Below are 25530 nucleotides of genomic sequence, written 5' to 3' on the forward strand. Positions count from 1 at the left end.
GAGGCTCTTTTTTTATGCCTGCAGATAAGGACCTATTGTATCTTGCAATAGGTCCTTATGTTGCATAATGAAATTTGAGTTAATTATATTGACGTTTATTTACTAAAATGTCATTATATAAATATAAAGCAGCAGAATAAGGAGTGAAATAAATGGCATTTTTCACAACTCAGCGAAAAGAAACCGGTAGTTATAATACAAAGCGAACTAAGCCATGCCGCAGTAGACGCAAGGGCAAAATATATAACGAAAAAACGAAAAATGGCAAACTAACCGTTTGGGGTGCTTACGAGCGGGTAATTTTGGCTATACAGAATGCGCGCAAATGGGCTGACAGCACATGCAGGGCATATGATAGTGTTTTCTACCATTACATTGCTGAGATTTATAATGACATTGAGTATGCTTCGCTGACAGAAGAAACGGCGGAGCAGATTTGGTCGTCTAAAATTGACATTTTTGAAGGCAGTGATGCACAGGATCAAAGAGCGCGGAGTATTTTCGTGAGCTTTGTGGAGCAGGCATGTCGAGCGGGACTTTCCTCAATGCGGTTCAGAGACTTGGCGCCGTTTGTGATTCCGGCAGACCTGAGTCAGCTGACTGTGGAGCAGCTGTTGGCAGTACGCGAAGCAGCTGAGCTTTGCAAGTGGCGGCCAAAATCGTTGACGATTGAAGCAGAAATTAAAATTTATAACGAGTTGATCAAGCGGGCATCGACGCAGGGAGAGTGCATTGCTTTGCTGGTCATGCTTTTGCTGGGCTGCCGTACATCAGAAGCTGCGGGTTTGTCCTTTGGAAATGTCCGTAAGATGGCAGATGATTTGTACTCCATAGAGCGACGGGAAGTAGAAGAGCAAAGCTCAAGAACCGTTAAAGCTGGCAGTAAAACCGCAAGCGGTTACAGACTTTTGCCGCTTTTGCCGCAGTTTTATGATCTGCTGGAAGAGCGTAAGCGTATGGTGCAGGAGTACATGGAGGAAAACGGCTATACGGACTTGGATATAGACAAAATGCCGCTTGCTTGCCAAGGTACGAATCTGCTGACACGGTGTACAGCAAAGGAAATGAACCGCGTTTTTAAGGATATTTGCATTGATGTGGGTGTCGAAGAAGGTTTTTTCTTTGAAGCCGAGGCAATGATGGCCATTGATAAAGAGGCAGGGGTGGAGTACGAGAATACAGTAGTAGCCTACATTTTACGGCATCAAGCTGCAACGGAGCTAATAGCGTCTGATGCTTCTCGGGCTGCAATTTCTGTGCTGATGGGTCACAAAATCGAAGATCCTAATGTAAAAGCATTTGACTATGCCAATGCAGACGGTCAGCGTGAACTGCTGCATATTTTAATGCAGCGCCCGTTATACCGGTATATTTGCGGTGCGACAGATATAGAGCAGACTACGCTTGAAAAGGGTCAATCGGCAGTATGCGGAGGATCGACTCGTTTGGTCGCACAAGAGGACGAGGAGTTTGATCTTTATATTGACACGCTGGAACCGTATGACACAATGCAGATTCAACTTGAGGGCGATATCCGGTTAATGAAGAAGGATGCAAGAAAGACAACCGCATTGCCGTATCAAAGACCGAGCGGGCTTAGTATGGTGAATGCAGTGACTCAGGTTGTGACAGAGGCCGAAAAGAATGTAAGAGCTGGAAAGCTGGCGGATAAGCCAGTTATGATCGCGCAGTGTGATGATCCTCTGAGCGAATTGATGACCATTGACGATCTGCAGATCAATTGGAAGCCTCAAATCACCAATGGGGATGGAGATCCGATTGCAGATTCGTCTGAAGAAGTGCAGATGGCGGTTTGCGAAGATACATTGATTGCAGTTTTGCCAGGCGGTGTCTTAAAAGAAGTGCCGAAAAAGGAATTCGTTTATAACGGTACAAAGAGGGCACGCCGCGATGAGAAAATTTTTGCGGATAAGACCATAGACCGCGTTAAAACGATATTGCCGTTTTCACAATATGCGGATAAAATTGTAATTAGCAGAGAAGGAACGGCATGGTATTTGCTAGCCGAGGTCAGTGTAGAAGAATTTTTACAGGCAGATGCGTGGGAAGAATGCCGCAGAGCGTTGGCAGCAGGCGGTATCATGATTCCATGTGAAAAGGATGCAGATTCGCTGATTTGTGGAGCGAAAAATGGCGATATAGTACGCTTACCAGCAGACAAACTGTGTGCATGGCAGGGCCAGCGGCAGGTCGTACGTATAGGCGAGGCACCTCTGGCAGCAGCTTGCTTCTGTAAGGCTACTGATGATATTCTGCTGATTAGCGAAAAGGGACAGGCACTACGTACGCATGTTTCGGATTTGTACAAGCGCGTAGACATTGGCGGTGGACTGACCAAAGGTATGCGTATGAAAACAGGTACAGACGATAGATTATGCTGCTGTTTGGTTTATCAGCCAAAGCGTAGTTTAACAGCTGTTTCTCAACAGAGGAAGCTGCTTGTGCTGCGTGCGGACAGTGAAGAAAAGGCGCAGCTCAGAGCGCAAGGACATGTTGGAGAAGGCGTTTGCTTGGTGTATGTGGAAGGTTCGGATCGCTTGGCGGAGGTGTTGTATACAGATCAGGCAGTGTTACTGTTGTCAGACTCCGGATATGCGCAGTGTCGTGACGTTAGTGTGCTGAGAGAGAAGGGACGCGGTGCAAAAGGCATTGAGGGCATGAAGCGTGGTCAGATTATAAGAGCGGTATGTGCGAAAGTTAAATAATAGGGAAGGCGCAGCTTTTGAGCAGGTATCTCAAAAGCTGCGCCTTTAGGCTTGAATGAATGTAGTTAGACTTGCTATTTTAAAGGAAATATAAAAATAAAGCGAAGAAAAAGTTTATAAAAACTGATATGTACCCAGAATTCTGGACACATGAAAAATTGAATTAGGTGCACATGGATGCCTCTCTGAATTTTGTAGGAGGCATCCATTTTGTTTTCTCTTGGATTCTTTCGTTGTTGTAGTAATTTATGTAGCCGTCAACAGCCTTGGCAAATGTTTCAAAAGAGGAATACTCTTTTTCATGCCCGTAGAACATCTCGTTTTTCATCCGTCCAAAGAAAGTCTCCATGATGCAATTGTCGTAACAGTTGCCCTTCCTTGACATGGATTGAATGATTTTGTGATCTTTAAGTGCCTGCCTGAAGTACACGTGCTGGTACTGCCACCCTTGATCAGAGTGAAAGATCAGGCCATCTACAGAGGGAAACTTCGTAAAGGCGCCGGCCAACATTCTCTGGATCTGTTCCATATTGGCACTTTGAGATAAATCATAAGAAATGATTTCGTTTGTGTTCATGTCGAGTATGGGAGAGAGATAACACTTCCCCCACGAAAAACCGAACTGAGATACATCGGTAGTCCATTTTTGCATAGGAGTTGTCGTGCTGAAATCCCGGTCAAGGATATTCTCAGCAACCTTGCCGACCTCGCCTTTGTAGGAATGATACTTTTCCCTTGGGCGCTTTCCTGCCAACCCCATAGTATGCATAAGCCGCTGTACCCGCTTATGATTGACCTTGTGGCTGCGCTTTATCAGTTCCTGATATACTCTTCGCACACCGTAGCGGCCTTTATGCTGTGAGAAAATGTCTTTGATTTCATCTGCCAAGCAATGGTTTCGAACAGCAACTTGATCGGCCTTGCTCAACTCAAAATAATAGGTAGACCGTGCCGTCTGCATAGATTTCAACAGATATTTCAATTGGTATCCTTTTTCACGCAGCTCTTTGATGATCGCTGCTTTCTCGCCTTGAGTTGCGCTGCGTGCCTCTCTTCTCTCAAGGCGATCTCTTTTTTTATAACTTCATTCTCCGCCTTTATATACTCGTTTTCTGCCCGAAGCCGGATCAATTCTTCTCGTTCGGATTCATTCAGTGGCCTTGCTTCTTCCTTTTTCATTTGGGATACCCCTTTACTTGGACGACCTTTTTTCATTTCTACCAGGCCATTATACCCCTTTGTTTTATAGTTTTGAACCCATTGATACAATAATCTATCTTGAATACCGGCCTCGATCGCCACTGACACACAGGATTTTCCGGATATTACTTGGGATACTAGTTCCAGCCGTTCTTCTGGTGTCCAGTTCCTGTTGAAATTTTTGTGTTTCAGTGCTTCTGGACCGCGGCTATCCTCTGCTCTTACCCATAGTCTCACTTTATTCCGAAAGGATTTATCGCTAACACCTTCCGGCGTTTCTGGCCATTTTCCTTCTCGATACAGTTCTACACATTTCCTTTTGTACTCATATGTGTACCGCATAATAATACCCCCTCTACTGGGTGTCCAGTAAAGGGGGTACATATCAGTTTATAAAAACCTTTTCTTCGTTTTTAATACCCTGCTGACGCAGGGAGAAATTGATGTGGAGACAACTGTTTAGGATCAGCATAAGGATCACCCCCGCTTACGCGGGGAAAATAAGTTGTCTACACTCCCCGATACTTACGATAAATGCATTGTGAAAATAACAACTTATCGCTGCCGGGTCACCCCCGCTTATGCGGGGAACATATTTATTAATGATAGTATAGCAGAAATTTTATATCTTTGCAACTTTAAATTGCAAAGATATAAATTAGATTCTGGATTTAATAATTAATGTTATGGTAACCAGGGAGTGATAAGTCATTTTAGATGAAATTCCAGACGCTTTTCAGGTTTCGTGATTTTTCGGATTGTTCCAAGCGGATCAACTTCACATTTATATTGTAGAGGGCATCACCGAGTGGCTGCCGATCAGCAGTACCGGACACATGATTCTGCTCAATGAGTTTGTGAAGCTGAACGTGTCGGAAGCGTTTTACAGCATGTTCGAGGTGGTCATTCAGCTCGGTGCGATACTCGCGGTTGTTGTCCTGTTCTGGGGACAGATTTTCCCGTTTGAGCGGCGAAAGGGCCGTCACGGCGGTGCATCCATCGTGCTGAATATGGATACCGTCAAGCTGTGGATCAAGATTTTGGTCGCTTGCGTTCCGGCGGCAATCGTCGGTCTCAAGTGGAACGACCTGTTTGAAGAGCTGTTCTACAATTACCAGACGGTTTCCATCGCGCTGATTGTGTTCGGCGTAGCATTCATTCTGGTGGAGAACGCGCATAAGGGCAAGTCGGCGCGCATCAACGCACTCACTGAGCTTACTTACCCGACCGTATTTATGATCGGTATGTTCCAGCTGATCGCGGCTGTGTTCCCGGGCACCTCGCGCTCCGGCGCGACCATCGTCGGCGCACTGCTGCTCGGCGTGTCGCGTACTGTGGCTGCGGAGTTTACGTTCTTCCTGGCCATTCCGGTCATGTTCGGCGCAAGCCTGCTCAAGATTCTCAAGTTCGGCTTTGCGTTTACATCCACCGAGCTGATGATCCTCGGCATCGGTACAATCACTGCGTTCGTGTCCTCGCTGCTCATCATCCGTTTCCTGATGGCCTTCGTCAAGAAGCACGATTTCAAGGTGTTCGGCTGGTATCGAATTATCCTCGGTATCGCCGTGCTGGCGTACTTTATGCTTGTTAAGTAAGCTGAATAGCAAAAAGAAACCCTCGATTATCAGAATCGAGGGTTTTTAATTGTAATATGACAACGGTTGACCTCAAATAAAAATACTCCCGAGCATATCAATCGCAATGTCACCAAGTGACGTTGGAAAATATCTCGGGAGGTTTGAATTTACCCAAACTCGTAAAACAGGGTATCCAATTGATTATGGAATCTTCGCAAATCGTCCAGCTGGTCCTCTGGATCGCAATAATCAACGGTTTCCCCCACGGGCTCGATGGTTTCAATGGCCTGCTCCAGCAGCTCGAAGAAGTGTTTCTTCTGATTTTTGCTCAGGTCGTCATATTTTTCGAGAAAGTCATCATCTGTGCAGTAATACTCGAATTTTGCAATATCGTTATCGGCTTCCTGCATGGTAAGGTAGGCATAAACCAAGTCATTGGTATCGAATTTCATAATTTTGCTCCTTGTTGTTAAGTTAGGAAAACCCCCGAGGTATCCTCGGGGGTTTAGGTATGCCTTTAACTAACGAGAGTTAATTAAGCAGCAACTGCGGAAGTTACAGCAGCAGCGGAAACTGCGGTTGCAGCGTTCGGCATGGTGAACGTTACAGTCTGAGCTGCGGTAGCGCCAGCTGCAAAGGTCAGGGTGCCAACGGTGGTGGTACCAGCCTTAACAGTTACAACAGCCTTGTTGCCAGCAGCAACAGCGGTGGTCGGGGTAACCTTTACGGTAACGGTGGTGCCCCACTTAACATCGCCAGCAACCGGATCGGTGGTAACGGTGAAAGCAGCGCTGGTATCGGAACCGGTAGCAGTTACAGCAGAGGTGGTAACGGACAGAGCCTTAGCAGCTGCGGTAGAAGCAGTCTTAACGTTGGTGATATTCAGCTCATTGTTTACGGTATCGTATACAACAGCGATAACCTTCTTGTCAGAGTTGAATACAACGTATGCGTTCAGATCGTAACGGTCGAACTCGTCCTTATCAGCAGAGGTCGGAACAGCGCCGAGCTCGCTAACAGTGCCAACGTTCTTAGCATCGTCAACGCCGATGAATACGCAATCCTCGTCCAGAGTTACGTTCATAACAGCGCCCTTCTCATCAACGAGGGACATATCGCCCTTCTTCTTGCCATCAAAGCCCTTGATAGCGTAAGCGCCGTTTGCGAATACGGTGCTGTTTACGGTATCAGCCTTGGTGCCAGCAGCGATAACGGTCTTAACGTCGATCTCGTCGCCGTCAACGGTGTAGATGATTACAGAACCAGCTGCAGTGCCAACGTGAGAAGTGCCATCCTCGTACAGGTCAACAGCCTCAGTGGTGTTGCCTACGATAGCCTTGAATGCGGTTACGGTGTCGCCATTCTTCTTGGTTTCGAAAGCATCCTCAGTTACATAAGCGTACATCTTGTCGCCATCAGCGTTTGCAACCTTGTCACCATTGTTAACCAGAGCAGCAACCTTGACGTAGTCAATACCGTTAGATTCCTTGGTCAGGAAACCAACATTCTTGACTGCTACGGTGTTAGCCCAGTCGCGAGCAGTCTTGCCGGAAATAACCTTAATCTCGGTGTTAGCTACAACGAACAGTACAGCATCGTCTGCAATCAGAGTGCCATTGATACGCTTGTTAGCATAGTCAGTGCCAGTGAACGGAGCGCCCGAACTGCCCGGAGTAGTGTCGGTAGCGGTAACATAGTTATCGTAACCAGCCAGATTCTTGGATGCACCGGAAGCAACCAGATTCTTCAGCTCGTAGTTGCCGTCCTTATCGGTAGCGTAGGTGTACAGCTTGTTCTGCAGAGCATGTGCATCAACAGAATCAGTTACATCAGTACCATTAACCTTATCTACGATAACCTTCTTGTTGGTACCATCAGTGAAGTAAACGCGAGCCTCAACAGTCCAATCCTTACCCAGATTGTTTTCAGCCTTCTTGTTGTCAGAAACGAACAGGATGTTCTTAGAAGAAGCTCCGGTGGTGTCGATGTTGTAAACGTAGTTACCAACAACTGCAGCCGCTACCTCATCATCAACAGACGGAGAAGTGGTTACAGAAGTAGACTTCTTGTACCAGTTGCCATCAATCTTGATCTCGTCCGGAGAACCAGTCTTAACGCCGGTAACCTTGCCAGAAACTACAGTAGCCTTGGAGATAATCGGATCGCCAGAGGAGGTGAAGTCGCCGGAAACGATTACAGCCCAGTCGTCCTTCTTGATGCCGTCATAGATGTCAGCATCGTCGAACTTGTAGGACTTGCCGCCGATGGTAGCAGCAGAAGAACCAACGTAGGTTACTTCCTTAACTTCGGTCGGAACAGCTACAACCAGATCAGCCTTGTTGTTGCCGTTCAGATCAATAGCCTTGATGGAGTAAGCCGGATAGGTGTCCTTCGTGGTGATAACTTCGCCCAGAGTATCGATAGCAGCCGGAACGGACTCCTTGTTCGGGTAGATAACCGGAACATCAGCCAGAGCCTTTTCAGCCTTGTACTCAGTGCCGTCAACCTTGAACTTCTTGGACTCGTTCTTTACGGTGTCCAGAGTACCAACAGTACCGGAAGCCAGTACCTTGGAATCGTCGTCAGCGTATACGCCGTAAACGTTGGTGTCGCCGTTAGCCTTAGCCTTAACCAGAACCTTAACATTCAGGCCAATCATATCAGCAACATCGGTCGGAACCTTGTCGAACTTAGCCTTGGTGTGATCGCCATCGCCGTACTTAACAGCCTTGCCCAGGGTGATCTCGTAGGTGTCCTTGCCGGAGGTCTTCTCGACAGACAGAAGCTGAGCAGCATCGGTCTTAACGAGGTCCATGTACTTGCCGCCGATGGTCTTGTCGTCATCAACGTCGGTAGCCGGCTTGAAGTCCTCGATATCGTTGGACCAGACTACGCGCTCCATGTCCAGTGCGTTGTACAGGATCTGTGCAGCGTACTGACGCGGCAGAGCAGCGTTCAGGTCGGTGTCAACGTCCTCGAACAGGTTGTTCAGCTGGCCGTACTTCATGGTGTTCTGAGCCCAAGCTGCGCCAGTCAGGCCAGCCTTCTGAGCATTGTAGCCAGCAGCTACCAGTACCATCTTTGCAGCCTCGAGACCGGTTACGGTATCGTTCGGAGCAAACTTGGTAGCAGACTTACCAGCGATGATGCCGGTGTTCTGCAGGTAACGTACGTAGCCCTGAGCCCAAGCTGCGGTCGGCAGATCGGTGAACGCAGTCGGAAGGGATGCGTAAGCGTTGGCGTTGTCATTACCGCCATTCATGATCGTAAAGATCATCTTTGCCATCTGAGCACGGGTAACGGTGGTGTTCGGCTTGAAGGAGCCGTCATCGTAACCCTGGATTACGCCCAGAGAAGAGAGCATGTCTACAGCGGTGCTTGCCTTGATGTCAGCCTTGTCGCTGTAAGACGCTGCACCGGCGAACATGGTGAATGCACAAGCAAACGCCAGCACCAGTGCGAGAATCTTTTTGAGATGGCATATAAAAATCTAAAAATCGGGGTTAAATCGTGTTTTCAAAGAAAATTATCGAGAATTGAAAACATTTTGTGCATTTGCGTGCTTAACAGTATGAACCATATTATGGATAACAAGCAACGTGCTTCACTGTGTTTGTCAATAGAAAAGCCTTCAGAATTTCAACTAGCAGTTTCAGCTGATTCATATCGCATCCGGCATAAATGTCCAGACTGGCTTCACCGATACGGAGCGTCGTGGAAGATGTCAAATGTTTCGGCTCACCAGTTTCGACACTGGCACTTCTGCGAAAGTCGTTTTCTCCGAATGGCAATTCGTTTCGGTACTTGCCAACACGTTCCGCTCCCACCGATAATAAGCGCTCGGTGTAATTTGGGCCTGCTTGCACCACGTTTTAACTAGCAATCCGCTGCTGCGGCATTCTTTTATGAGTTCTGTCTATTTTGCAATGTGTGCCTGATGTTTAATTCTGTTGATGCCATTGCCATCTCTCCCGAAACAGTGCTGGATTGTTTCGGATCGTTCCGAAGCTTCCCGCTACTTGTATTATCTCACACGGTGGGATATGTGGAAGGTTTGACGGTTACTTAGCCTGTATTTTATGAGCAATTTCTTTCACTATCATATTCCTTATTATATATAGTATAGCGTAGACATTAAGAAATGCAACGGCGTCAGTTATAATATTACACGTAATGTTACATTCATGTTACGGATGGTGAACTGCGCTTGACCCTTGTGTTTGACTATGGTAATATACTAAGCGACGAGTGAAAACTCGAAAAATTTTATAAGGAGGAATTCCCCTATGAAGAATCTCAAAAAGATTCTTGCACTGGTGCTGGCGTTTGCTTGTGCATTCACCATGTTTGCTGGTGCAGCGTTCACGGATCAGGCTGACATTAAGGTTAAGTCTGACGTAGTGGACACTCTGGTATCGCTGGGCGTTATCGAAGGTTTCGAAGACGGCTCCTTCCAGCCGAACGGTACTGTAACTCGTGCGCAGATGGCGAAGATGATCTACGTTCTGCGTACCGGTAACTCTGACGCTTCTGCGTACAACGATGACAAGACCTCTTTCACCGACATTGGCTCCCACTGGGCTCGCGGCTACATCAAGTACTGCCAGTCCCTGGGCATCATTGCTGGTAAGAGCAACACCAAGTTCTGCCCGAACGACAAGGTAACCGCTCAGGAAGCAGCTAAGATGCTGCTGGTAACTCTGGGTTACGATGCAACCAAGGCAGGTCTGGTAGGTGCAGGCTGGGCTGCAAAGACCAACGCACTGGCTGATGAGGCTGGTCTGCTGGAGGACGTAAACACTTCCTTCACCGCAGCTTGCCCGCGTCAGTACGCTGCACAGCTCATCTACAATGCTATTGATGCTGTAACTGTTGCATGGCGTGATGACGCTTACACCAAGTACAACTACAATGGCAGCGAGAACAAGACCATTGGCGAGAAGTACATGGGTCTGAACAAGACCGTTGGTATTCTGAACGATGTAACCAAGGACACCGACAAGAACACCTACTCCCTGACTGTAGATGTTAACAAAAGCGAGAGCAATGGCAAGCTGCTGGGCTCCTTCACCAAGGTTACCAAGGACTACTCCGCTCTGAAGTATCAGAAGGTTAAGGTTCTGTACAAGGACAAGGACAACGTATTTGGCGTTTACTCCATGACCGATGACAACACTGTTGTTTCCAACGTAATGGATAACGTTAAGATGGATAGCAACAAGCTGAAGATCAATGGCACCAAGTACTCCATCGCATCTGACTCCACTGTATATGTAGATGGCGATAAGATGTACACCACCGATAACGGTAACACCTTTACCACGAACTCCAAGGCAACTGGTGCTAAGGACGCTACTATCGCTCAGTGGGTTGCTAAGAACTCCGAAGGCGACAACATCGGCAAGGCTTCTTCTGTTCAGGCTATCTCCAACACTGACAGCAGCAAGATCAACATTCTGAAGGTTACCACTTACACCGTTAAGAAGGTTACCTATGTTGGCACCGACTACATCAATGCAGGCGGCGCTCGCAAGGATGATGACTACAACTATCCGTCCGACATCAAAAAGGATGACTACGCTGTAATCTCCTCCAAGGGCAACTATGCTGATGACAAGGGCCTGATCACCAAGGCTGAGACTGTTGAAGGCAAGGTTACTGGTACTAAGGGCAACGATCAGGTAATGATCGATGGCAAGTGGTACACCGCTGACTACAAGGCTGGCACTACCAATGTTATCGAAAACTGGCCGTCTTCTAACGCTACTGTAAAGCTTGTTCTGGTTAACGGCTTTGTTCAGTTCGTTGACACTGTTACCGCCGGCACTGCTGACATGGTAATGGTTATCGAGACTGGTTCCGCATCTGGCCTGGGCGGCAGCAAGGTTGCTGACGTTATGTTCGCTGACGGCTCCCGCAAGACGGTAGATCTGGATTCTGATTCTGAGTACGGCTACGGCGGTACTAAGGTAACTCTGGGCTCTCCGAAGCTGGCTACCTACGAGGTATCCAAGGGCAAGTACACTCTGAAGAAGGTTTCCGGCACTGTTCGCAATGGTTACGACATCTACGCTACCGCTGCTAATGCAACTGTTGATGGCAACGTTGCAGGTGCATCCGTTACCGACAAGTCTTCTACCAACACTCAGAAGCTGTTCTTCAAGAGCGACGCTGTTGTATTCGTTAAGTACAAGACCGATGACTACAAGGTAGTTACCGGCAAGGACGTTGCTAACTGGAACTCCACTGCTCTGACCTCTGTTGAGGCTCTGGGCGAGCTGACTTCCGGCAATGCATACGCACAGGTTGCTGTTATCACCATGACCTCTAAGATCCCGGGTTCTTCTGACAGCACTTACGCTTACGCTCTGGATGATCCGTATGAGCAGACCATCGACGGCACCAAGTACACCTTCATCAAGGCTTGGGACGGCACCAAGGAAGTTACCTTCAAGTCTGAGGACCTCAACACCGGCATCACCAAGCGTACCGCTTTCGAGTACTCCAACAACTCCGACGGCACTGTTGACCTGACCAAGCTGGTTGGCAAGACTTCTGCTACTGCGTACTACGCGAAGACCCAGATTACTTCTTACGACGAGGGCACTGGTTCTATTACCTTCCTGGATCCCAACGCTGACAAGAGCCGCAAGAACAAGATCAAGGCTGGCGAGACCACGATCCTGTACGTTAACTCCGACGACAAGGTTGGCGTTGGCGCATTCGACATCGAGGTTGCTGAGGATGTAAACGCAGACGGCCACAAGGAGGATAACGTAATCGTTTACTCCGAGTCCACTGAGGATTACATCAACCTGATCGTTGTTGACGTTAACAACGAGATGAAGTCTTAATCAGTTCTGCTGATCTAAAGGCATAACAAAACCCCCGAGGAAATTTTCCTCGGGGGTTTTCCCTTTCTCAAAAAAATTCGTAAAAATCCAAAAGTTTTTCTTGCAATTTCAGAAAAATCGGCTATTCTATAACTCACATCAAAACACCATGCGAGTTTAGGAGGTAATTTTTATGGGATTCGAAGCAAATCGTCAGCAGGTATTCAGCAAGCGCATTGTGGATCTGCCGGACCAGCCGGACATGTCCGCACGCGATCTGAAAGCGTACTTTGACTCCTCGGCAGAGGAACTGCGTCAGTCGTTCAATGGGCTGTGCGATGCACTGATCGACTTCTCTGCGGCGGCCAAGATGGGTTACCACGAAAGCGCAGGCGTGCCGGCGCAGACCGTTCAGGGCGCGATTGAAAACGTGCAGAAGCAGGTGCGTGACGCGTCGGTGGGCAAGCTGCCGAGCGGCTGTGTGGACGGCGACAAGTTGGCGCAGGACGTGCGCGACCGCTTCACTGCAATCGAGAACTCGGTACAGGCGGAAGCCCACACGCGCAGCAATATGGATGCCACCCTGCAGCAGCGTCTGGAACAGGCCGGACAGGTCCTGACCTGCAAGGCAGAGATTACCGCATCGCATTACATCGGCGATGGTCAGGCCAACCGTGAAATCAAACTGGGCTATCGTCCGAAGGCTGTACTGCTGTTCCGCGAGGGATATTACACCAGTTACGGCAATGCAATGTACGGCGGTCTGGCAACCGATGGTTCTCCGGTTATGTACGGTGAACGCATTGCGCTGGGCATTACCGATGAAGGCTTTGAGGTCCTGCATAACTCCAGTTGTGCCATGAACCAGAATACCTGTGTATATACCTACCTGGCCATTAAGTAATGGCAAAAGGAAAACCCCGAGGATTTCCTCGGGGTTTTCTGACTGTTAAATCAGAGATTTAACACACGATTATGCAATCGTTACAGTCGGAGCTGCGTTGCCAGCACCCATAACAAAGGTATAGGTGAAGGTAGCATTGGTTGCAACAGCAGCGGTAACGTTGATACCGTTAGTACCGTTAACGGTAGCATTGGTCATCGAGCCAACAGCATTCAGTGCAGTAGCAGTTACACCAGAAACGTTTACAGTACCAGCTGCAGCAGCAGTACCGGTTACAGTTACGGTAACGGTAACAGTCTCGCCCTGTACAGCAGAGGTCTTATCAACTGCAACGTTAGCAGTCAGGCCATTGCCGGTAACAGCAGCAGCCGGAGCAGCTACGGTGTGAGCAACAGCGTTGCCAGTAGCGGTTGCACCAGAATCCTGAACGTAGGACTGCAGCTTGTTGTCGGAATCAATGAAGATAGCCTTGATCTCATCGTAGCCGTTCTTGTGCTCGTAGAAGATAGCTGCGTTAGCGTAGTCATCGCCGAAGGTCTTGGTGTAAGCAACAACGGTATTGTTGTCAGACTTCTTCTTGTCGTCGGTGTTAACGCCGATCTTAACGGTGTCAGAAGTCAGGGTCCAAGCGGTATCTACGCCATCAACAACCTGACCGTTAGTAGCAACGGTATCGGTGGTGGTGATGATGCGCTTATCCTCAACAGTCTTAACCTTAACTACCTGGAAGTAAGTAGAACCTACAGACGCGGTACCGGAAACTGCCGGCTCAACCTTAACGTCAGAGTTGTTAGCCTTGGCATCGGAAGCGATGATCGGGTACTCAACAAAGTCGCCGCGGTATGCAGAGCAGGTAGAACCGTCAACATTCAGGGTTACTTCCTCAGAGCCGTTCCAGATGGTCAGCTGAACAACAGTGTCATCGCCGAGCTTGGTGTCGATGCGGTTGGTAACGTAACCGTAAGCGGTAGAGTCAGAACCGCCGGTCGGGAAGCTGCCAGCCTTAACTGCCAGAGCTACGATCTTGTTGTCGTCAACGATGTACTGAACGTTGGTAGAAGCGGTCAGAGCAAAGTTACCCAGATCCTTAGCGGTGTAAACCTTCCACTTGCTATCGGTGGTGTTGTATACGAAGATAGCAGCATCAGAAGCTACGATCTTGGAAACAGCGGCGCTACCAGAAACAGTGTAGGTTACAGTCTTAGCATCGCCATTGAAGGAACCAGAAGCGATAGAAGCTACATTGGTGTAATCCTTAGCGCTCAGGTCAACCTTGGAATCGCTGGACTTCAGGTTGTAACCGTACAGAACGCCGGAAGCCTTCTGCGCGTTAGTCGGCAGAGTAGCGCCATCCTTCTTCTCGTCAACAGTGGTAGTAACTTCAGAACCATCAGCCTTCAGCAGCTTAACGCGGGTATCGCCAAACTCGGTGTTACCCAGAGTAGCTACAGCGTAATCGTTGAAGCCGGAAACCTTGTTGTAAGCAACGTAGTACTTGCCGTCTACGATCAGCTCGTAGGTGTCATCTACGTCGTTAGCGGTCAGAGCGGAATTGGTGAAATCAGTTGCTACTGCAGTGTTAGCAGAGAACTTGTACCAGTTGCCGTTTACACGAATCTGAGAATCGCTGGACTTGAATGCTTCGATCTTGCCCTCAACGGTCTCAGCCTTGGTGATGATGTTCTTACGCTCGGAGGACTGATAAGCCTCAACGTACTGAACCAGATCGCCAGCCTTGATGCCGTCGTATACTACGCAGTCATCCAGATCCTTGGTGCCGAGACCCTCGACGCCAATCTTGGAAGAAGTTACGGAAGAAACCTTGCCGAACTTGGAAGTGGTAACGTAAGCCTTAACGATCTTGTTGTCGTCGTTGGTAACGAACTTGATAGCATCGTTAGAGTTTACCTTGTAGTTGCGGGTAATGTAGGTAGCAACATCAGCAGCAGAAGCAACTTCGTTAGTAGCCAGCGTATTGCCGATTGCAGTGTGAATTGCCTGAGCCTTGATGGTAGCATCAAAATTGGTAACGATTACGTCATTGTTAGAAGTCTGTGCAGCAACATCATACTTCTTATCGTTGAACTTGATCTTGCCAGCATCGGAGCAGGACTGCAGATCGCCCTTCACAATGTTGTAAACCTTGGTGTTGCCGGTTACATAGATACCAAAGATGGTGTCCTTAGCGTCCGGCTGGTTCTTGGTACCGGTGTTGCCGTCCTTGAACAGTACGGAAACTTCCTCGCCAACATACTTGTTGTCGAAGTCAGCCTTGAACTGTGCAGCTACAGCAGAAACCTGAGAAGTGCTGTTGGTAATGGTCTTGTGCTGACCATCGATAGAGCCATTAACAGTAATCTCGCCATCCTTAGCGGATACGATGCTGCTGTCGCCCTCGAAGGTACCGATCCACTTCTGCAGGCCCATGTACTTCTCGCCAACGGTCTTGTTGTCAGTGCCAAGCAGGGTTACGTTGGTGTAAGCATCGTCGCGCCATACAACGGTCGGGGTGTCGATGGTGTTGTAAATCAGCTGTGCAGCGTACTGACGCGGGCAAGCAGCGGTGAAGGAAGTGTTAACGTCCTCCAGCAGGCCGTTCTCGTCAGCCAGTGCGTTGGTCTTAGCAGCCCAGGACGGACCAGTCAGACCAGCCTTAGCAGCATCGTAACCCAGGGTTACGAGCAGCATCTTAGCTGCTTCCTGAGCAGTTACCTTGTCGTTCGGGCAGAACTTGGTGTTGCTCTTACCAGCAATGATGCCCAGAGACTGGCAGTACTTGATGTAGCCACGAGCCCAGTGGGAGCCAATGTCGGTGAAAGAGGTCTTGTCGTCGTTGTACGCCGAAGCGTCAGAGTTACCGGTGCGCAGGACGTAGATCATCTTCGCCATCTCCGCACGAGTTACGGTGCCGTTGGGCTTGAAAGAGCCATCGTCGTAGCCATTTACTACGCCCAGAGCAACCAGAGTGTCCACGACTTCAGCGTCAACCTTAATGTCAGCCGAATCCGTGAACGCTGCACCAGCGAACATGGTGAATGCACAAGCAAACGCCAGCACCAGTGCGAGAATCTTTTTGAGATGGCATATGAAAAAACTAATATATGAGAAAAGGGTAATGAAAAATCGAAAATATAGTGTATTTATAACTTTATATAGGAAAATAGGTACAAGAAATATGTTCTAAAATAAAACATAAAAAGTAAATTTTCGTAAGCAAATACGAAAAGAAAAAATTTTTTTGACAAATTTAGTGTTCGCCAACAGTATATATAAAATGTAGATAAAAGTAAAACACCAGAGTATTAGATATTCCGTGGTATAATAAAGGACCTGTATCTAAACGTACAGGTCCTTCGTGGGTAAGGAGATCTGAGCGCTCCCATCTCTCTAATGCAACTTAAAAGTAGGGGAGCCACAGCCTTAAAAAATTTAAGTGTATACAGGATAACATAATTATTGAACAAATGCCATTGAGATTTTGAAATATCTATATGATTTAATATGTCTACGGTATGTGTAACGGCAGGGACGTAGAAGGTGCACTGCTGAAAAAGTGCAGGTTTCGGGGTCCCTCACTAATTCTTTGAGAAACGAATCATACGTCATAAAGAACTCCTAAGAGAAAGTGTTTTGAATTTTAAGAGATTTATTTACTTTGCAGCATTATCCCGCTCCATAGCCTCTTGAATAGCACGATTTACAAAAGCGTTTACTGATTCTCCTTGAGCAATGGCATGATTTTGAATCCATGCTTTTTGGCCTTTAGGCACACGAAAACGTATTTCATCAAATTTTTCACGCCACTTATCGTTAGCACGACGCTGTGCTTCAGATGCCATGGTGGATACCCCCTATTGTAGGTAATGTGCAGAATCAACATATACGCGTGCGTATATTTGGCAAAAATACTCCTTGATATACGCGCGCGTATTATTTATAATACAATCAGAAAATAAAACAGCAGCTGCCAAGAGCTGGCACCCTTGACAGCCTGCGCAGGTGACTCGACCACCTACACAACGGAAAACTCCGCACCGCAGTATTAGTATACCCTTTTTTTAAGGGTTGCACAAGACCTTTGTTCGTGCTATATTTATACTTCTTTCTGCTGTATGATTTTGACACCGTGTAGGCTCTATATTGCCTGCACGGTTTTATTTTCGCTCAAAATCACATATAGAAAGAGGCGAAATTACGATGAAGAAGTATTCCTTCGCAGATATGCAAATGTTGCACTGGAAAGACTACGAGTTCGAGTGTCAGCGGCTGACCTTTCCGAACGGCAGACAAATCCGTTTGACGGACAGCCAGAGCAGGCAGGTACAGACGCAGTACACACAGTATATCGATCAACATCATCACGCACCGCGCATGGGAGATTTTATTTTCCCGAGCAAGGAGGCGAGGTCATGGGTATAACTTTACGGGAATGGTCGCAGCAGTGGCTGGAGGTTTACGTTAAGCCGGTAGCCAAGCCGAGCGGCTACGAGCACTACTACGATAACCTGCACAAACATATCCTGCCGAAATTAGGTGATATGCCCTTGAAAAGTCTGACTACTGCCGTGGTACAGCACTTTCTCAACGAGGAATCCCTGCATGGCAATTTGCGGACCGGCGGCGCGCTGAGCGCAAAAAGCATCAAAAATATGCGCGTTGTGCTGGATGTTTGCTGTAAGCGTGCTGTTGCGGACGGTATGATGCCCGCAAATCCGGTTGCTGCGACCGTATATACGCATTGCCGCTCGAAGAAACACAATATTATGAGTGATAGCGATCAAAAAGTGCTCGAAAAGTGGCTGTTTTCTGATCTGTCGCTTAATAATGCAGGTATTATCTTAGCATTGTACAGCGGTATGCGTCTGGGTGAAGTCTGTGCTGCACGTTGGGGTAATTACGACGCGATGAGCGGCACGCTGCACATTACACAAACAGTACGCCGGGGGATGGTTGATCCTGAGGCAGAGTACGGCAAGCGGACGAAACTTATCTTCAGCTCTGCGAAAAGCGATGCTTCTGAGCGAGATCTGTATCTGCCGGAAGTACTGCAGGGTTTGCTTACCGTACAGTATCAGCGGTTCGAGTCTCTTTTTAAGCGCATGCCGAATGCTGATGATTTCATCATTTATAATACAGTCGGTGGTGTAATGGATCCGGACCATCTGAGCAGTTACTGGGGCGATGTACTGGATGGCCTTGGCCTGCCGCACGTTCGTTTTCACGACATTCGGCATACATTTGCCACCCGTGCGATCGAGCAGGGGATCGATGTTGCAACGGTTGCGGGTCTGCTTGGACACGCGGATGTAACCACGACCACGCACTACTACGTTCACCCGCGCGATGCTTCGATGCGAAAAGCAATGGCGGCTGTCGCACCGGTCGGAGCAGTTACACACGCATGGCAGAATACCCGATTATTTGCACCGAAAAGCGCTGAAGAGAAAGTACCTGAAGCGGCAAGGCGTGTGCATCGCCGTCGCAAGCACATCGCAGAATGTGGATGAGTAAATGCTGCGGAAATATATGAGGAGAATCAATATGAGAGAATATAAATATGTATGTAAAGACTGTAAGGAACACCTCACAAATTCTGAGGATCGATTGTGTGAATGGTGCCGGGACAAGAAAAGGGTTAATTCTGCACAGATTTGCATTATCTGTGGGAAAAGACGTACTCCTGCACGGGATGGTGTGTGTTACAACTGTCGTCCAAAGGTGCCTAAGGAGCCCTATAAACCTGGCGTGCCTTGGAAGGAAGCTCTTGAATGGGTTGAGCTTGAATATGTTATTTTGCAGGCTCGTTATGACGGTTTGTCCTTTCAAGAAATTGCAGAGCTGACAGAATTGTCAGCTGAGGAATGTGCCGATATCGCCGTCAAAACGCTTGATAGACGCCGATTTGGGTATTACTTAAAAATATGAGTAACTCTCGAAAAAGGAATGGAAGACACGCAAAGTGTCTTACAATTCTTCCCCGCATTTGCGGGGGTCACCCCAATTTGATGTAAGCGCTTAGATTTGAAAATCGGCAAATTATCCCCGCATAAGCGGGGGGACAGAACAATCCCCAAAGCAAAGGACCATAAACCTTTTGCTTTGGGGATTGCTTCTTGGGGTAAGAAGCGTACGCCTTGCGGAATAGTAGATATTATGTTATGTGATTGCCGTCAAAAGGCAGCGGTTTCGTGCCTCTAACTTCTCAAAACGTCAGCCGCATCTGGTGCCACCGGACATTTCCGTGCGTGGATTTCTCGGACACGCCTTCGTCGACAAAGCCGAATTTCGCGTAGTACGCAATGAGCCGTTCCTTGCAGGTCAGCACCAGTCCCTTGCGGCCCTGCTGTCTGGCATCGGCGATGGCACGGCGGATCAGCTCACCGGCATAGCCGCGTTTGCGGTACTCCGGCAGGGTATTGACGCCGAAAATCATCTGCCATGCACCGTTTTCGTTGTGCATACAGGCGTTTTCGTACATTGCATCGGTCAAATCCGGCTCGTCCGTGACAAATCCATCGACAAACGCGATCAGCTTGTCGGCGTCATACAGCAGCCAGAAGTGATTGCTGTAATACTTGATCCGCTCGACAAATTCCTGCTCGGTTGCCGCTTCTGCCGGCGGAAAGCAGGCGGCTTCTGCCGCGGCGATGGCAGCAATGTCTTTTTCTTCTGCATAGGTGATCTTCATTCTGTATACCTTCTCAACGGATAGGGAGAATATCCGCTGTATGTTACTTTTCTCTCAGCATACCACGCTTTTGAGCGCGAAACAAGAAAAATCACTATAAATTTCATCATGATAAACAAAGCGACCGCGCTTCAAACGAAAACTTGAAGCGCGGTCTCTTGTCAATTAAGGGATTCCGGAATGTACTGTTTTCTTCGAGTGGGCGCAGCAGTATCTGCGTGCACAGACGGCGGCAAAAAGAAAAAAGTCGAAATAAGCAGTCGGGAATGCATGAAGTGCCCCCATTTGTTGGATAGTATGCCATACTGTCTAACAAATGGGGTGCACTTTGCTAGGAGCAGTTTTATTTTTCTCTCAAAAGCATTGGATCAGCTGTCACTCCGCTTTCATGATCACCTTCAGCCGATGCACAAGCTGGCCGGTTTTCAATTCTTCCAGATCAATAACGGCGATCCCAAGCTGGGCGGCGCGATGACGGGCGGCGGCATTGCAGGATTCGGTCGTGACGATGACCGCTTTGGCGCCCTTGCCGCCGAAACGGTCCCGCAGGATGGCAAGTTCGTTGAGGGCCTCGGTCTTGATGTCGCAGGCCTTGCAGCTGAGGAACAGCGGGATGACCCCGCGGGCGGCCATGACGTCGATCTCGTTCAGGACGCTGCCGTGCCCCAGCACGTCATCCCACCGAACCACGGCGCTGCTGATCACATCATGGAAGATCGCGGCATCCACGCAGGCCTTGTAGGTATACAGCTCGAGCACGCTGCCCACATCGCGCAGCCATGCCCGGGTATGCACATCCCGGAAACGGAACGATACCTGCTGGTCGGGAATGATCGTTAGATCCTGAATGAAACCGATCTGTGCCAGCTCCTGCAGAGCATCTTCGTTGGCGGAGTTGCGGGAGCCGCGCTCTCCCTTCACGGTATAGCTGCCCGTAATGTCCAGAGGTGGGATCTGACCGTACTCCGCCGGAGAGATCCGCTGGATATAGGAGATGATCGTGGGCCACTCGTGTCGAAACCGGAGAAAACAGGAGAAAAACGGGTCAAAATACGGGAGATACTGCGACAGGATATGATTATCCACCCGCCCGGGGAGCAGTGTTCCGCCGGCCATCAGGAAAAAGTCCTCGATGGAATAGGTCAGATCACAGTACAGATCATCCGCAAAATCCGCGCCCGAGATGTCGTAAAAGCGGTTTTTCCTGCGGGAGTAGGTGAAGGCGGGCACACCCTTCCGGGCGGCGAACATACCTGCCGCAAACAGAGCGGCATCACTGCCGCCGGTGACATCTATGGCGCAGTCCGGGTATTTTTCTTCGATGGTGAACAGCTGGCGCAGGATGCGGTCCGCCTCAAACAGACTGGTTCCCACGAAGATCAGTTCGGGTTCCCAGCCGCGTTTCCGATAAAAAGCCGCCAGCTTTTGCTGCCGCGTGTGATCCCGGAGAACCTCACGGGGACAGAGATAGATAATGCGCCGCGGGTGAAACATATCCGGTGCCAGAATGTTTTCAATGGCGCGTTCATCGTATAATTCGATCAAGGTATTCATGCACCGTCCGCCTTTCCTCTTTTGTTTCCATTATAGGGCGCTTTGAACGGAAGCACAATAGACAACTCCGGCTGGTCTGTTGAAAAAACGGCACAGGCGCGCGCAAGTCGCACTAAATCCCTGTGCCGTAAAAAATTTCGCTGCGGCAAAACCATTTGCGGTGCCCGTTTGTCTATCAGTCTGGACACTTTCGGAAAGGAGAACACCCGTTTATGCTGGATGGAGAGCAGTTCACGGCGGCTGCGCTCTGCATCGGCGGAACGGCCTTTGCCGCCAGCGCGCAGAGCTGGTTCCCACTGCTGTTCACGCACGGCGGCGATGCGGGTTTGGAGGGCTATGTACAGATGGCGGACAACGCCAAGCTGGCCGACGAGAACGAGCATTACCGTCTGTCGGTGGAGTCCGTGCTGTTTGACGAGAGTGCGGGCACAGGCGTTATCAGTCTGCACCTTGAAAACAAACAGCAGGATGGCGTAAAGCCGTTTACACTCGCGCACCTGCTCGACAGCTACCGGAACAAGCCGGATATGACATGGACCACGCTGTCCTCGTGCTACGCCGAGGAGGGACAGCTTGCTTTCGAGGTCATGTACGGCGACAGCGGCTTCTGCGGCAGTGAATTTTACCTCGATACCGCGCGTTCGATCGACAACGACTACTATTTCGAGGGCGCATTTGCGATTTCGAGCGATTACAAGAAGGGAGCGGGTACTGCAAAGACAGTTCTGGCAGTCGATCTGCCGGAATTTCGGGAGATGCCGTACCGGACGAGTGAAAACGGCGATGTGACCCTGTCACAGATCGGCATCCGCACGGAGTTTCAGCGACACTTTCACGCAATAGAGCGACATAGTGGATGGTGCTGGCCACAGCGTGGATAAAAGCTGCCGTCTCGCCGGAGAAATTATGCCACCATCACGGACTTTCAGCTCCACTTTCACGGGCTAAAACTCCATCAAGCATAACAGTGCGCCGGACTGGGAGGACCAGCACGCTGTCAGATCAACAGGCTTCACCGACACGGAGTGTAGCGGAATGTGCTGAAACGTTTCGGTTCACCGTTCTTCTCCTTTTTCGGGTAATGAAAAAGCCGTACTCATTCGAGAATGGCTTTTGACCTATGCATTGGCAAAAAACAATCCGATTCATTCTGCATTTCTGTATATTTCTTGCCGATAATATGGTATACTGTAAATACAGCTATCCCGCTCGGAGGTGAGCATATGAACTATCTTTCTGTTGCAGAAATAGCGAAAAAGTGGAATATTTCCGAACGAAGTGTGCGAAATTACTGTGCACAGGAACGTATTCCGGGTGCTGTGCTGATCGGCAAAACATGGCACATTCCCGAGAATGCGGAAAAGCCTGCTCGCAGTAACGGCAAAAAAATGCCTGTCAAAACATTGCTTTCCATTCTGCAGGAAGAAAAACGAACCAAGTATGCCGGAGGCATCTATCACAAAACCCAAATCGACCTGACCTACAACTCTAACCGCATCGAGGGCAGCCGCCTGACGCACGACCAGACACGTTATATTTTTGAAACCAACACCATCGGTGTAGAAAACGAGGTGCTGAATGTGGACGATGTGATTGAAACCTCGAATCACTTCCGTTGCATTGATCTAATCATCGATCATGCAGCAAGCACGCTAAGCGAGCATTTCATCAAAAAACTGCACCATATTCTGAAAACCGGCACTAGCGATTCCCGTAAGGACTGGTTCGCCGTTGGCGAGTATAAGCGCTTGCCAAATGAGGTCGGCGGTATGCAGACCTCACTTCCGGAAGAAGTTGCCGATAAAATGAAAGCTCTGCTATCTGACTATAACGCCGTTTCTAAAAAGACACTGGACGATATTCTGGATTTTCACGTGCGCTTTGAGCGTATCCACCCATTTCAAGACGGCAACGGCCGCGTTGGACGGCTTATCATGTTCAAGGAATGTCTCAAATACAACATCGTTCCGTTTATCATAGAAGAAAACCTCAAGCTGTTTTATTATCGCAGTCTCAAGGAATGGTATAACGAAAAGGGATATCTTACGGATACCTGCTTAACCGCACAGGATAAGTACAAAGCCTATCTTGACTATTTCCGTATCCCCTACGAAAAGTGAACCAGAGAAGCCGCCCTCATTTGAGAACGGCTTCTACTGTACCGGCTATCTTACATAATATGGCTCATATTTTAGGAAACAGTTTGTACAAATCTCTCCTAAAAGTTGTTCTTATCCCATTGTACCAGATGAGCAGCTTTGCTCACGCCGCCGAAATAATTGAAAGCATGAACATGACAGTTCAGCCAGTTCTCTATTTTCATGTCGTCGCAGGCTTCTGCATAGATATCGTGAATTCAAAAGGTTGTCGCTGCGTTCCGGCGAGGTGCCGCTATTTCCCCGGCAAGATGTCGCTGAAAGTCCGTGCAGGCGTCGCTGTATGGGCGGTTTATGCATCTTGCTGCTATTGCAGGCCATTTAGTCGGATTTTACAATTTCAATCGGTCAAATTTCAGAATATCATTCAGTCAAATTTGAAAAGTCTAATCCGTCAGATTTTATAAGAATCAATCATACCACATCTTCTAAAAAGTTGGAGAATGAGGGTTGATTTTCAGACTGAGAGTATATATAATAGTTGCAGCATCAAAAAACGATTTATAGTTTTTGTACGGGGCGGCGTTGCGACGGCGTCCTAGTTTTTTATAATAAAAAGGTGCCTAATGATGGATCAAAAGCGACTTGAATATCTCCGTCAGGTGGAGAGGCATGCAGATGAAACCGGCTGGGTTGCTCCGCTGACCCAAGAAGATAAGGACCATTTTGCTTATTTGAGAAAGGTTTTCAAACGCTATAATATTGCTCCTTCTAAAGCAACCCCAACGGAGTATGACTTTGTGGTCAGAGTGGCAGAAAGTGAGTTCTATTCGCGATAGGGTAAAACTAAAACAGATACAATAAAAATAAGGAATTATTTTAATCAGTGAGGACAGAAATTGAAGTGACCCAAAAAAGTTAGACAAAAATTCAACGCAAAAATTGTTCAAGCAGCTGAAAGGGTTTGCTGCCCGTGAATTGCAGGCGGCAAGCCCTTTAGCTTTGCCTTGATCCTGCGGTTGTTGTAGTAATCCAGATATTCAACGAGTTCCTGTTTGAAGTGCTCCATGGACTGAAATTCTTGCAAATATAGCAGCTCACTTTTGAGCAGCCCAAAGAAATTTTCTATCACAGCATTGTCCAGACAGTTCCCCTTGCGGCTCATGCTCTGCCGGATGCCTTTCTCTCGGAGCATCCGTTGATACTGTTTATGTTGATACTGCCAGCCCTGATCAGAATGGAGAATGAGGTTTGTTCCGTCCGGAATTTTTGCAAATGCCTCGCTCAGCATGGTCGTCACCATGCTGAGCACAGGACGATCCGATATGGTATAGCTGACCAGATCGTTGCTGTGCAAATCGAGAATCGGGGACAGATAGAGCTTTTCTCCGAACAGGCTAAACTCCGTCACATCCGTGACCCATTTCTGATTCGGCTTTTCGGCATGAAAATCCCGATTTAGCAAATTTGGTGCAATTCTGCCTACTTCTCCCTTGTAGGAACGATATTTTTTCATCCTGACACGACAAACTAAGCCCAGCTTCTTCATGAGCCGCTGGACAGTCTTGTGGTTCACAGAGAATTTACGCTTGCGAAGTTCTGCCGTGATCCGGCGATAGCCGTACCGGCCCCTGTTTTCGTGGTAAATTGCTGCGATTTCTTCCTGTTACAATATATTTGCCTCGGAAAAGTGGCAGCCAGCTACGAGCCGAGACATCTCGTTGCTTAAGCTGTTAGAATAGGAAGGTAATGGTCTGACCCTTTCTTCCAAGGGCTTCGTGCCCGTTGTTAAGTCAGTCAGCCATCCTCCTGTTCGCAGCGTTCGATTTGTGCAGGTAGAACCGCGTGTTCGTGTCACCAGACAGATAGAATCGGCAAGAGGTACTGATGGATGTGGAAGTTTATCAGTACCTCATGTCCCGCTCTGGTGTTGGTAGTACCGGGGCGGGATT

At 48.5% G+C, this 25530-nt stretch carries 19 protein-coding genes and 1 pseudogene; 10 read left to right on the top strand and 10 right to left on the bottom strand.

The window, feature by feature from the left end; translation table 11 throughout:
• Window positions 1-152 precede the first annotated feature (152 nt).
• Window positions 153-2726, top strand: coding sequence for a site-specific integrase (locus tag DWZ82_RS07215; protein ID WP_118479786.1), 2574 nt, complete (start codon window positions 153-155; stop codon window positions 2724-2726).
• Window positions 2727-2889: 163 nt separating this feature from the next.
• On the opposite strand, the gene DWZ82_RS07220 is transcribed toward DWZ82_RS07215, so the two are convergent.
• Together DWZ82_RS07220 and DWZ82_RS07225 are read right to left on the bottom strand one after the other, a co-directional pair.
• On the bottom strand, window positions 2890-3741 hold the full coding sequence (locus DWZ82_RS07220) for an IS3 family transposase (RefSeq protein ID WP_118479788.1): 852 nt from the start codon (window positions 3739-3741) through the stop codon (window positions 2890-2892).
• Window positions 3705-4268 (bottom strand): helix-turn-helix domain-containing protein, encoded by a 564-nt coding sequence (locus DWZ82_RS07225; RefSeq protein WP_243022906.1) that lies wholly within the window; start codon window positions 4266-4268, stop codon window positions 3705-3707. The genes DWZ82_RS07220 and DWZ82_RS07225 overlap by 37 nt, the downstream gene beginning before the upstream one ends.
• A 416-nt stretch (window positions 4269-4684) precedes the next feature.
• On the opposite strand from DWZ82_RS07225, the gene DWZ82_RS07230 reads away from it, so the two are divergent.
• The gene (locus DWZ82_RS07230) at window positions 4685-5521 is read left to right on the top strand and encodes an undecaprenyl-diphosphate phosphatase (RefSeq protein WP_118479792.1); all 837 of its coding nucleotides are present in this window, start codon (window positions 4685-4687) and stop codon (window positions 5519-5521) included.
• Window positions 5522-5670: 149 nt separating this feature from the next.
• Here DWZ82_RS07230 and DWZ82_RS07235 read toward each other — a convergent pair whose 3' ends face one another.
• From DWZ82_RS07235 to tnpA, 3 genes are all read right to left on the bottom strand, one after another.
• The gene (locus DWZ82_RS07235) at window positions 5671-5955 is read right to left on the bottom strand and encodes a hypothetical protein (protein WP_118479794.1); all 285 of its coding nucleotides are present in this window, start codon (window positions 5953-5955) and stop codon (window positions 5671-5673) included.
• 83 nt (window positions 5956-6038) lie between these two features.
• The gene (locus DWZ82_RS07240; protein ID WP_118479796.1) at window positions 6039-8957 is read right to left on the bottom strand and encodes an S-layer homology domain-containing protein; all 2919 of its coding nucleotides are present in this window, start codon (window positions 8955-8957) and stop codon (window positions 6039-6041) included.
• A 270-nt stretch (window positions 8958-9227) separates the two neighbouring features.
• On the bottom strand, window positions 9228-9410 hold the full coding sequence (gene tnpA / locus DWZ82_RS16035) for an IS66 family insertion sequence element accessory protein TnpA (RefSeq protein WP_442861223.1): 183 nt from the start codon (window positions 9408-9410) through the stop codon (window positions 9228-9230).
• A 379-nt stretch (window positions 9411-9789) separates the two neighbouring features.
• On the opposite strand from tnpA, the gene DWZ82_RS07245 reads away from it, so the two are divergent.
• On the top strand, window positions 9790-12357 hold the full coding sequence (locus DWZ82_RS07245) for an S-layer homology domain-containing protein (protein ID WP_118479798.1): 2568 nt from the start codon (window positions 9790-9792) through the stop codon (window positions 12355-12357).
• A 172-nt stretch (window positions 12358-12529) separates the two neighbouring features.
• Window positions 12530-13240 (top strand): hypothetical protein, encoded by a 711-nt coding sequence (locus DWZ82_RS07250; protein ID WP_118479800.1) that lies wholly within the window; start codon window positions 12530-12532, stop codon window positions 13238-13240.
• A gap of 69 nt (window positions 13241-13309) precedes the next feature.
• Here DWZ82_RS07250 and DWZ82_RS07255 read toward each other — a convergent pair whose 3' ends face one another.
• Both DWZ82_RS07255 and DWZ82_RS07260 read right to left on the bottom strand, forming a co-directional pair.
• Window positions 13310-16297, bottom strand: a complete 2988-nt coding sequence (locus DWZ82_RS07255; RefSeq protein ID WP_118479802.1) for an S-layer homology domain-containing protein — start codon at window positions 16295-16297, stop codon at window positions 13310-13312.
• 593 nt (window positions 16298-16890) lie between these two features.
• Window positions 16891-17079, bottom strand: a complete 189-nt coding sequence (locus tag DWZ82_RS07260) for a hypothetical protein (protein ID WP_118479804.1) — start codon at window positions 17077-17079, stop codon at window positions 16891-16893.
• A gap of 388 nt (window positions 17080-17467) precedes the next feature.
• Here DWZ82_RS07260 and DWZ82_RS15145 point away from each other — a divergent pair, with 388 nt between their 5' ends.
• From DWZ82_RS15145 to DWZ82_RS07270, 3 genes are read left to right on the top strand one after another with little or no spacing between them, the layout of a single operon-like run.
• Window positions 17468-17659 (top strand): hypothetical protein, encoded by a 192-nt coding sequence (locus DWZ82_RS15145; protein ID WP_158575120.1) that lies wholly within the window; start codon window positions 17468-17470, stop codon window positions 17657-17659.
• On the top strand, window positions 17650-18747 hold the full coding sequence (locus tag DWZ82_RS07265) for a tyrosine-type recombinase/integrase (RefSeq protein ID WP_158575122.1): 1098 nt from the start codon (window positions 17650-17652) through the stop codon (window positions 18745-18747). The genes DWZ82_RS15145 and DWZ82_RS07265 overlap by 10 nt, the downstream gene beginning before the upstream one ends.
• 34 nt (window positions 18748-18781) lie before the next feature.
• A complete protein-coding gene (locus tag DWZ82_RS07270) occupies window positions 18782-19165 on the top strand; it encodes a hypothetical protein (RefSeq protein ID WP_117490253.1) in 384 nt (127 codons plus the stop codon).
• A 277-nt stretch (window positions 19166-19442) separates the two neighbouring features.
• Here DWZ82_RS07270 and DWZ82_RS07275 read toward each other — a convergent pair whose 3' ends face one another.
• Complete coding sequence (locus tag DWZ82_RS07275; RefSeq protein WP_118479808.1) at window positions 19443-19928, bottom strand: GNAT family N-acetyltransferase; 486 nt, start codon at window positions 19926-19928, stop codon at window positions 19443-19445.
• Window positions 19929-20303: 375 nt separating this feature from the next.
• Window positions 20304-21482: a DUF1887 family protein gene (locus DWZ82_RS07280; RefSeq protein WP_118479810.1), complete on the bottom strand. Its 1179-nt coding sequence runs from the start codon at window positions 21480-21482 to the stop codon at window positions 20304-20306.
• 212 nt (window positions 21483-21694) lie between these two features.
• Between DWZ82_RS07280 and DWZ82_RS07285 the strand changes: the two genes are divergently transcribed.
• The 3 genes from DWZ82_RS07285 (at window position 21695) to DWZ82_RS07295 (ending at window position 24417) form a co-directional block, all read left to right on the top strand.
• The gene (locus DWZ82_RS07285; protein WP_118479812.1) at window positions 21695-22363 is read left to right on the top strand and encodes a hypothetical protein; all 669 of its coding nucleotides are present in this window, start codon (window positions 21695-21697) and stop codon (window positions 22361-22363) included.
• A 342-nt stretch (window positions 22364-22705) separates the two neighbouring features.
• Entirely contained in the window at window positions 22706-23602 is an 897-nt protein-coding gene (locus DWZ82_RS07290; protein ID WP_118479814.1) for a Fic family protein, read from the top strand.
• 602 nt (window positions 23603-24204) lie between these two features.
• Entirely contained in the window at window positions 24205-24417 is a 213-nt protein-coding gene (locus DWZ82_RS07295) for a hypothetical protein (RefSeq protein ID WP_118284791.1), read from the top strand.
• A 107-nt stretch (window positions 24418-24524) separates the two neighbouring features.
• Here DWZ82_RS07295 and DWZ82_RS07300 read toward each other — a convergent pair.
• A pseudogene (locus DWZ82_RS07300) lies at window positions 24525-25244 on the bottom strand (IS3 family transposase); the annotation flags it as partial.
• Window positions 25245-25530: the final 286 nt, after the last annotated feature.

The organism is Butyricicoccus sp. AF35-5AC (assembly GCF_003477715.1).
In the GTDB taxonomy this organism is placed as follows: domain Bacteria; phylum Bacillota; class Clostridia; order Oscillospirales; family Butyricicoccaceae; genus Agathobaculum; species Agathobaculum butyriciproducens.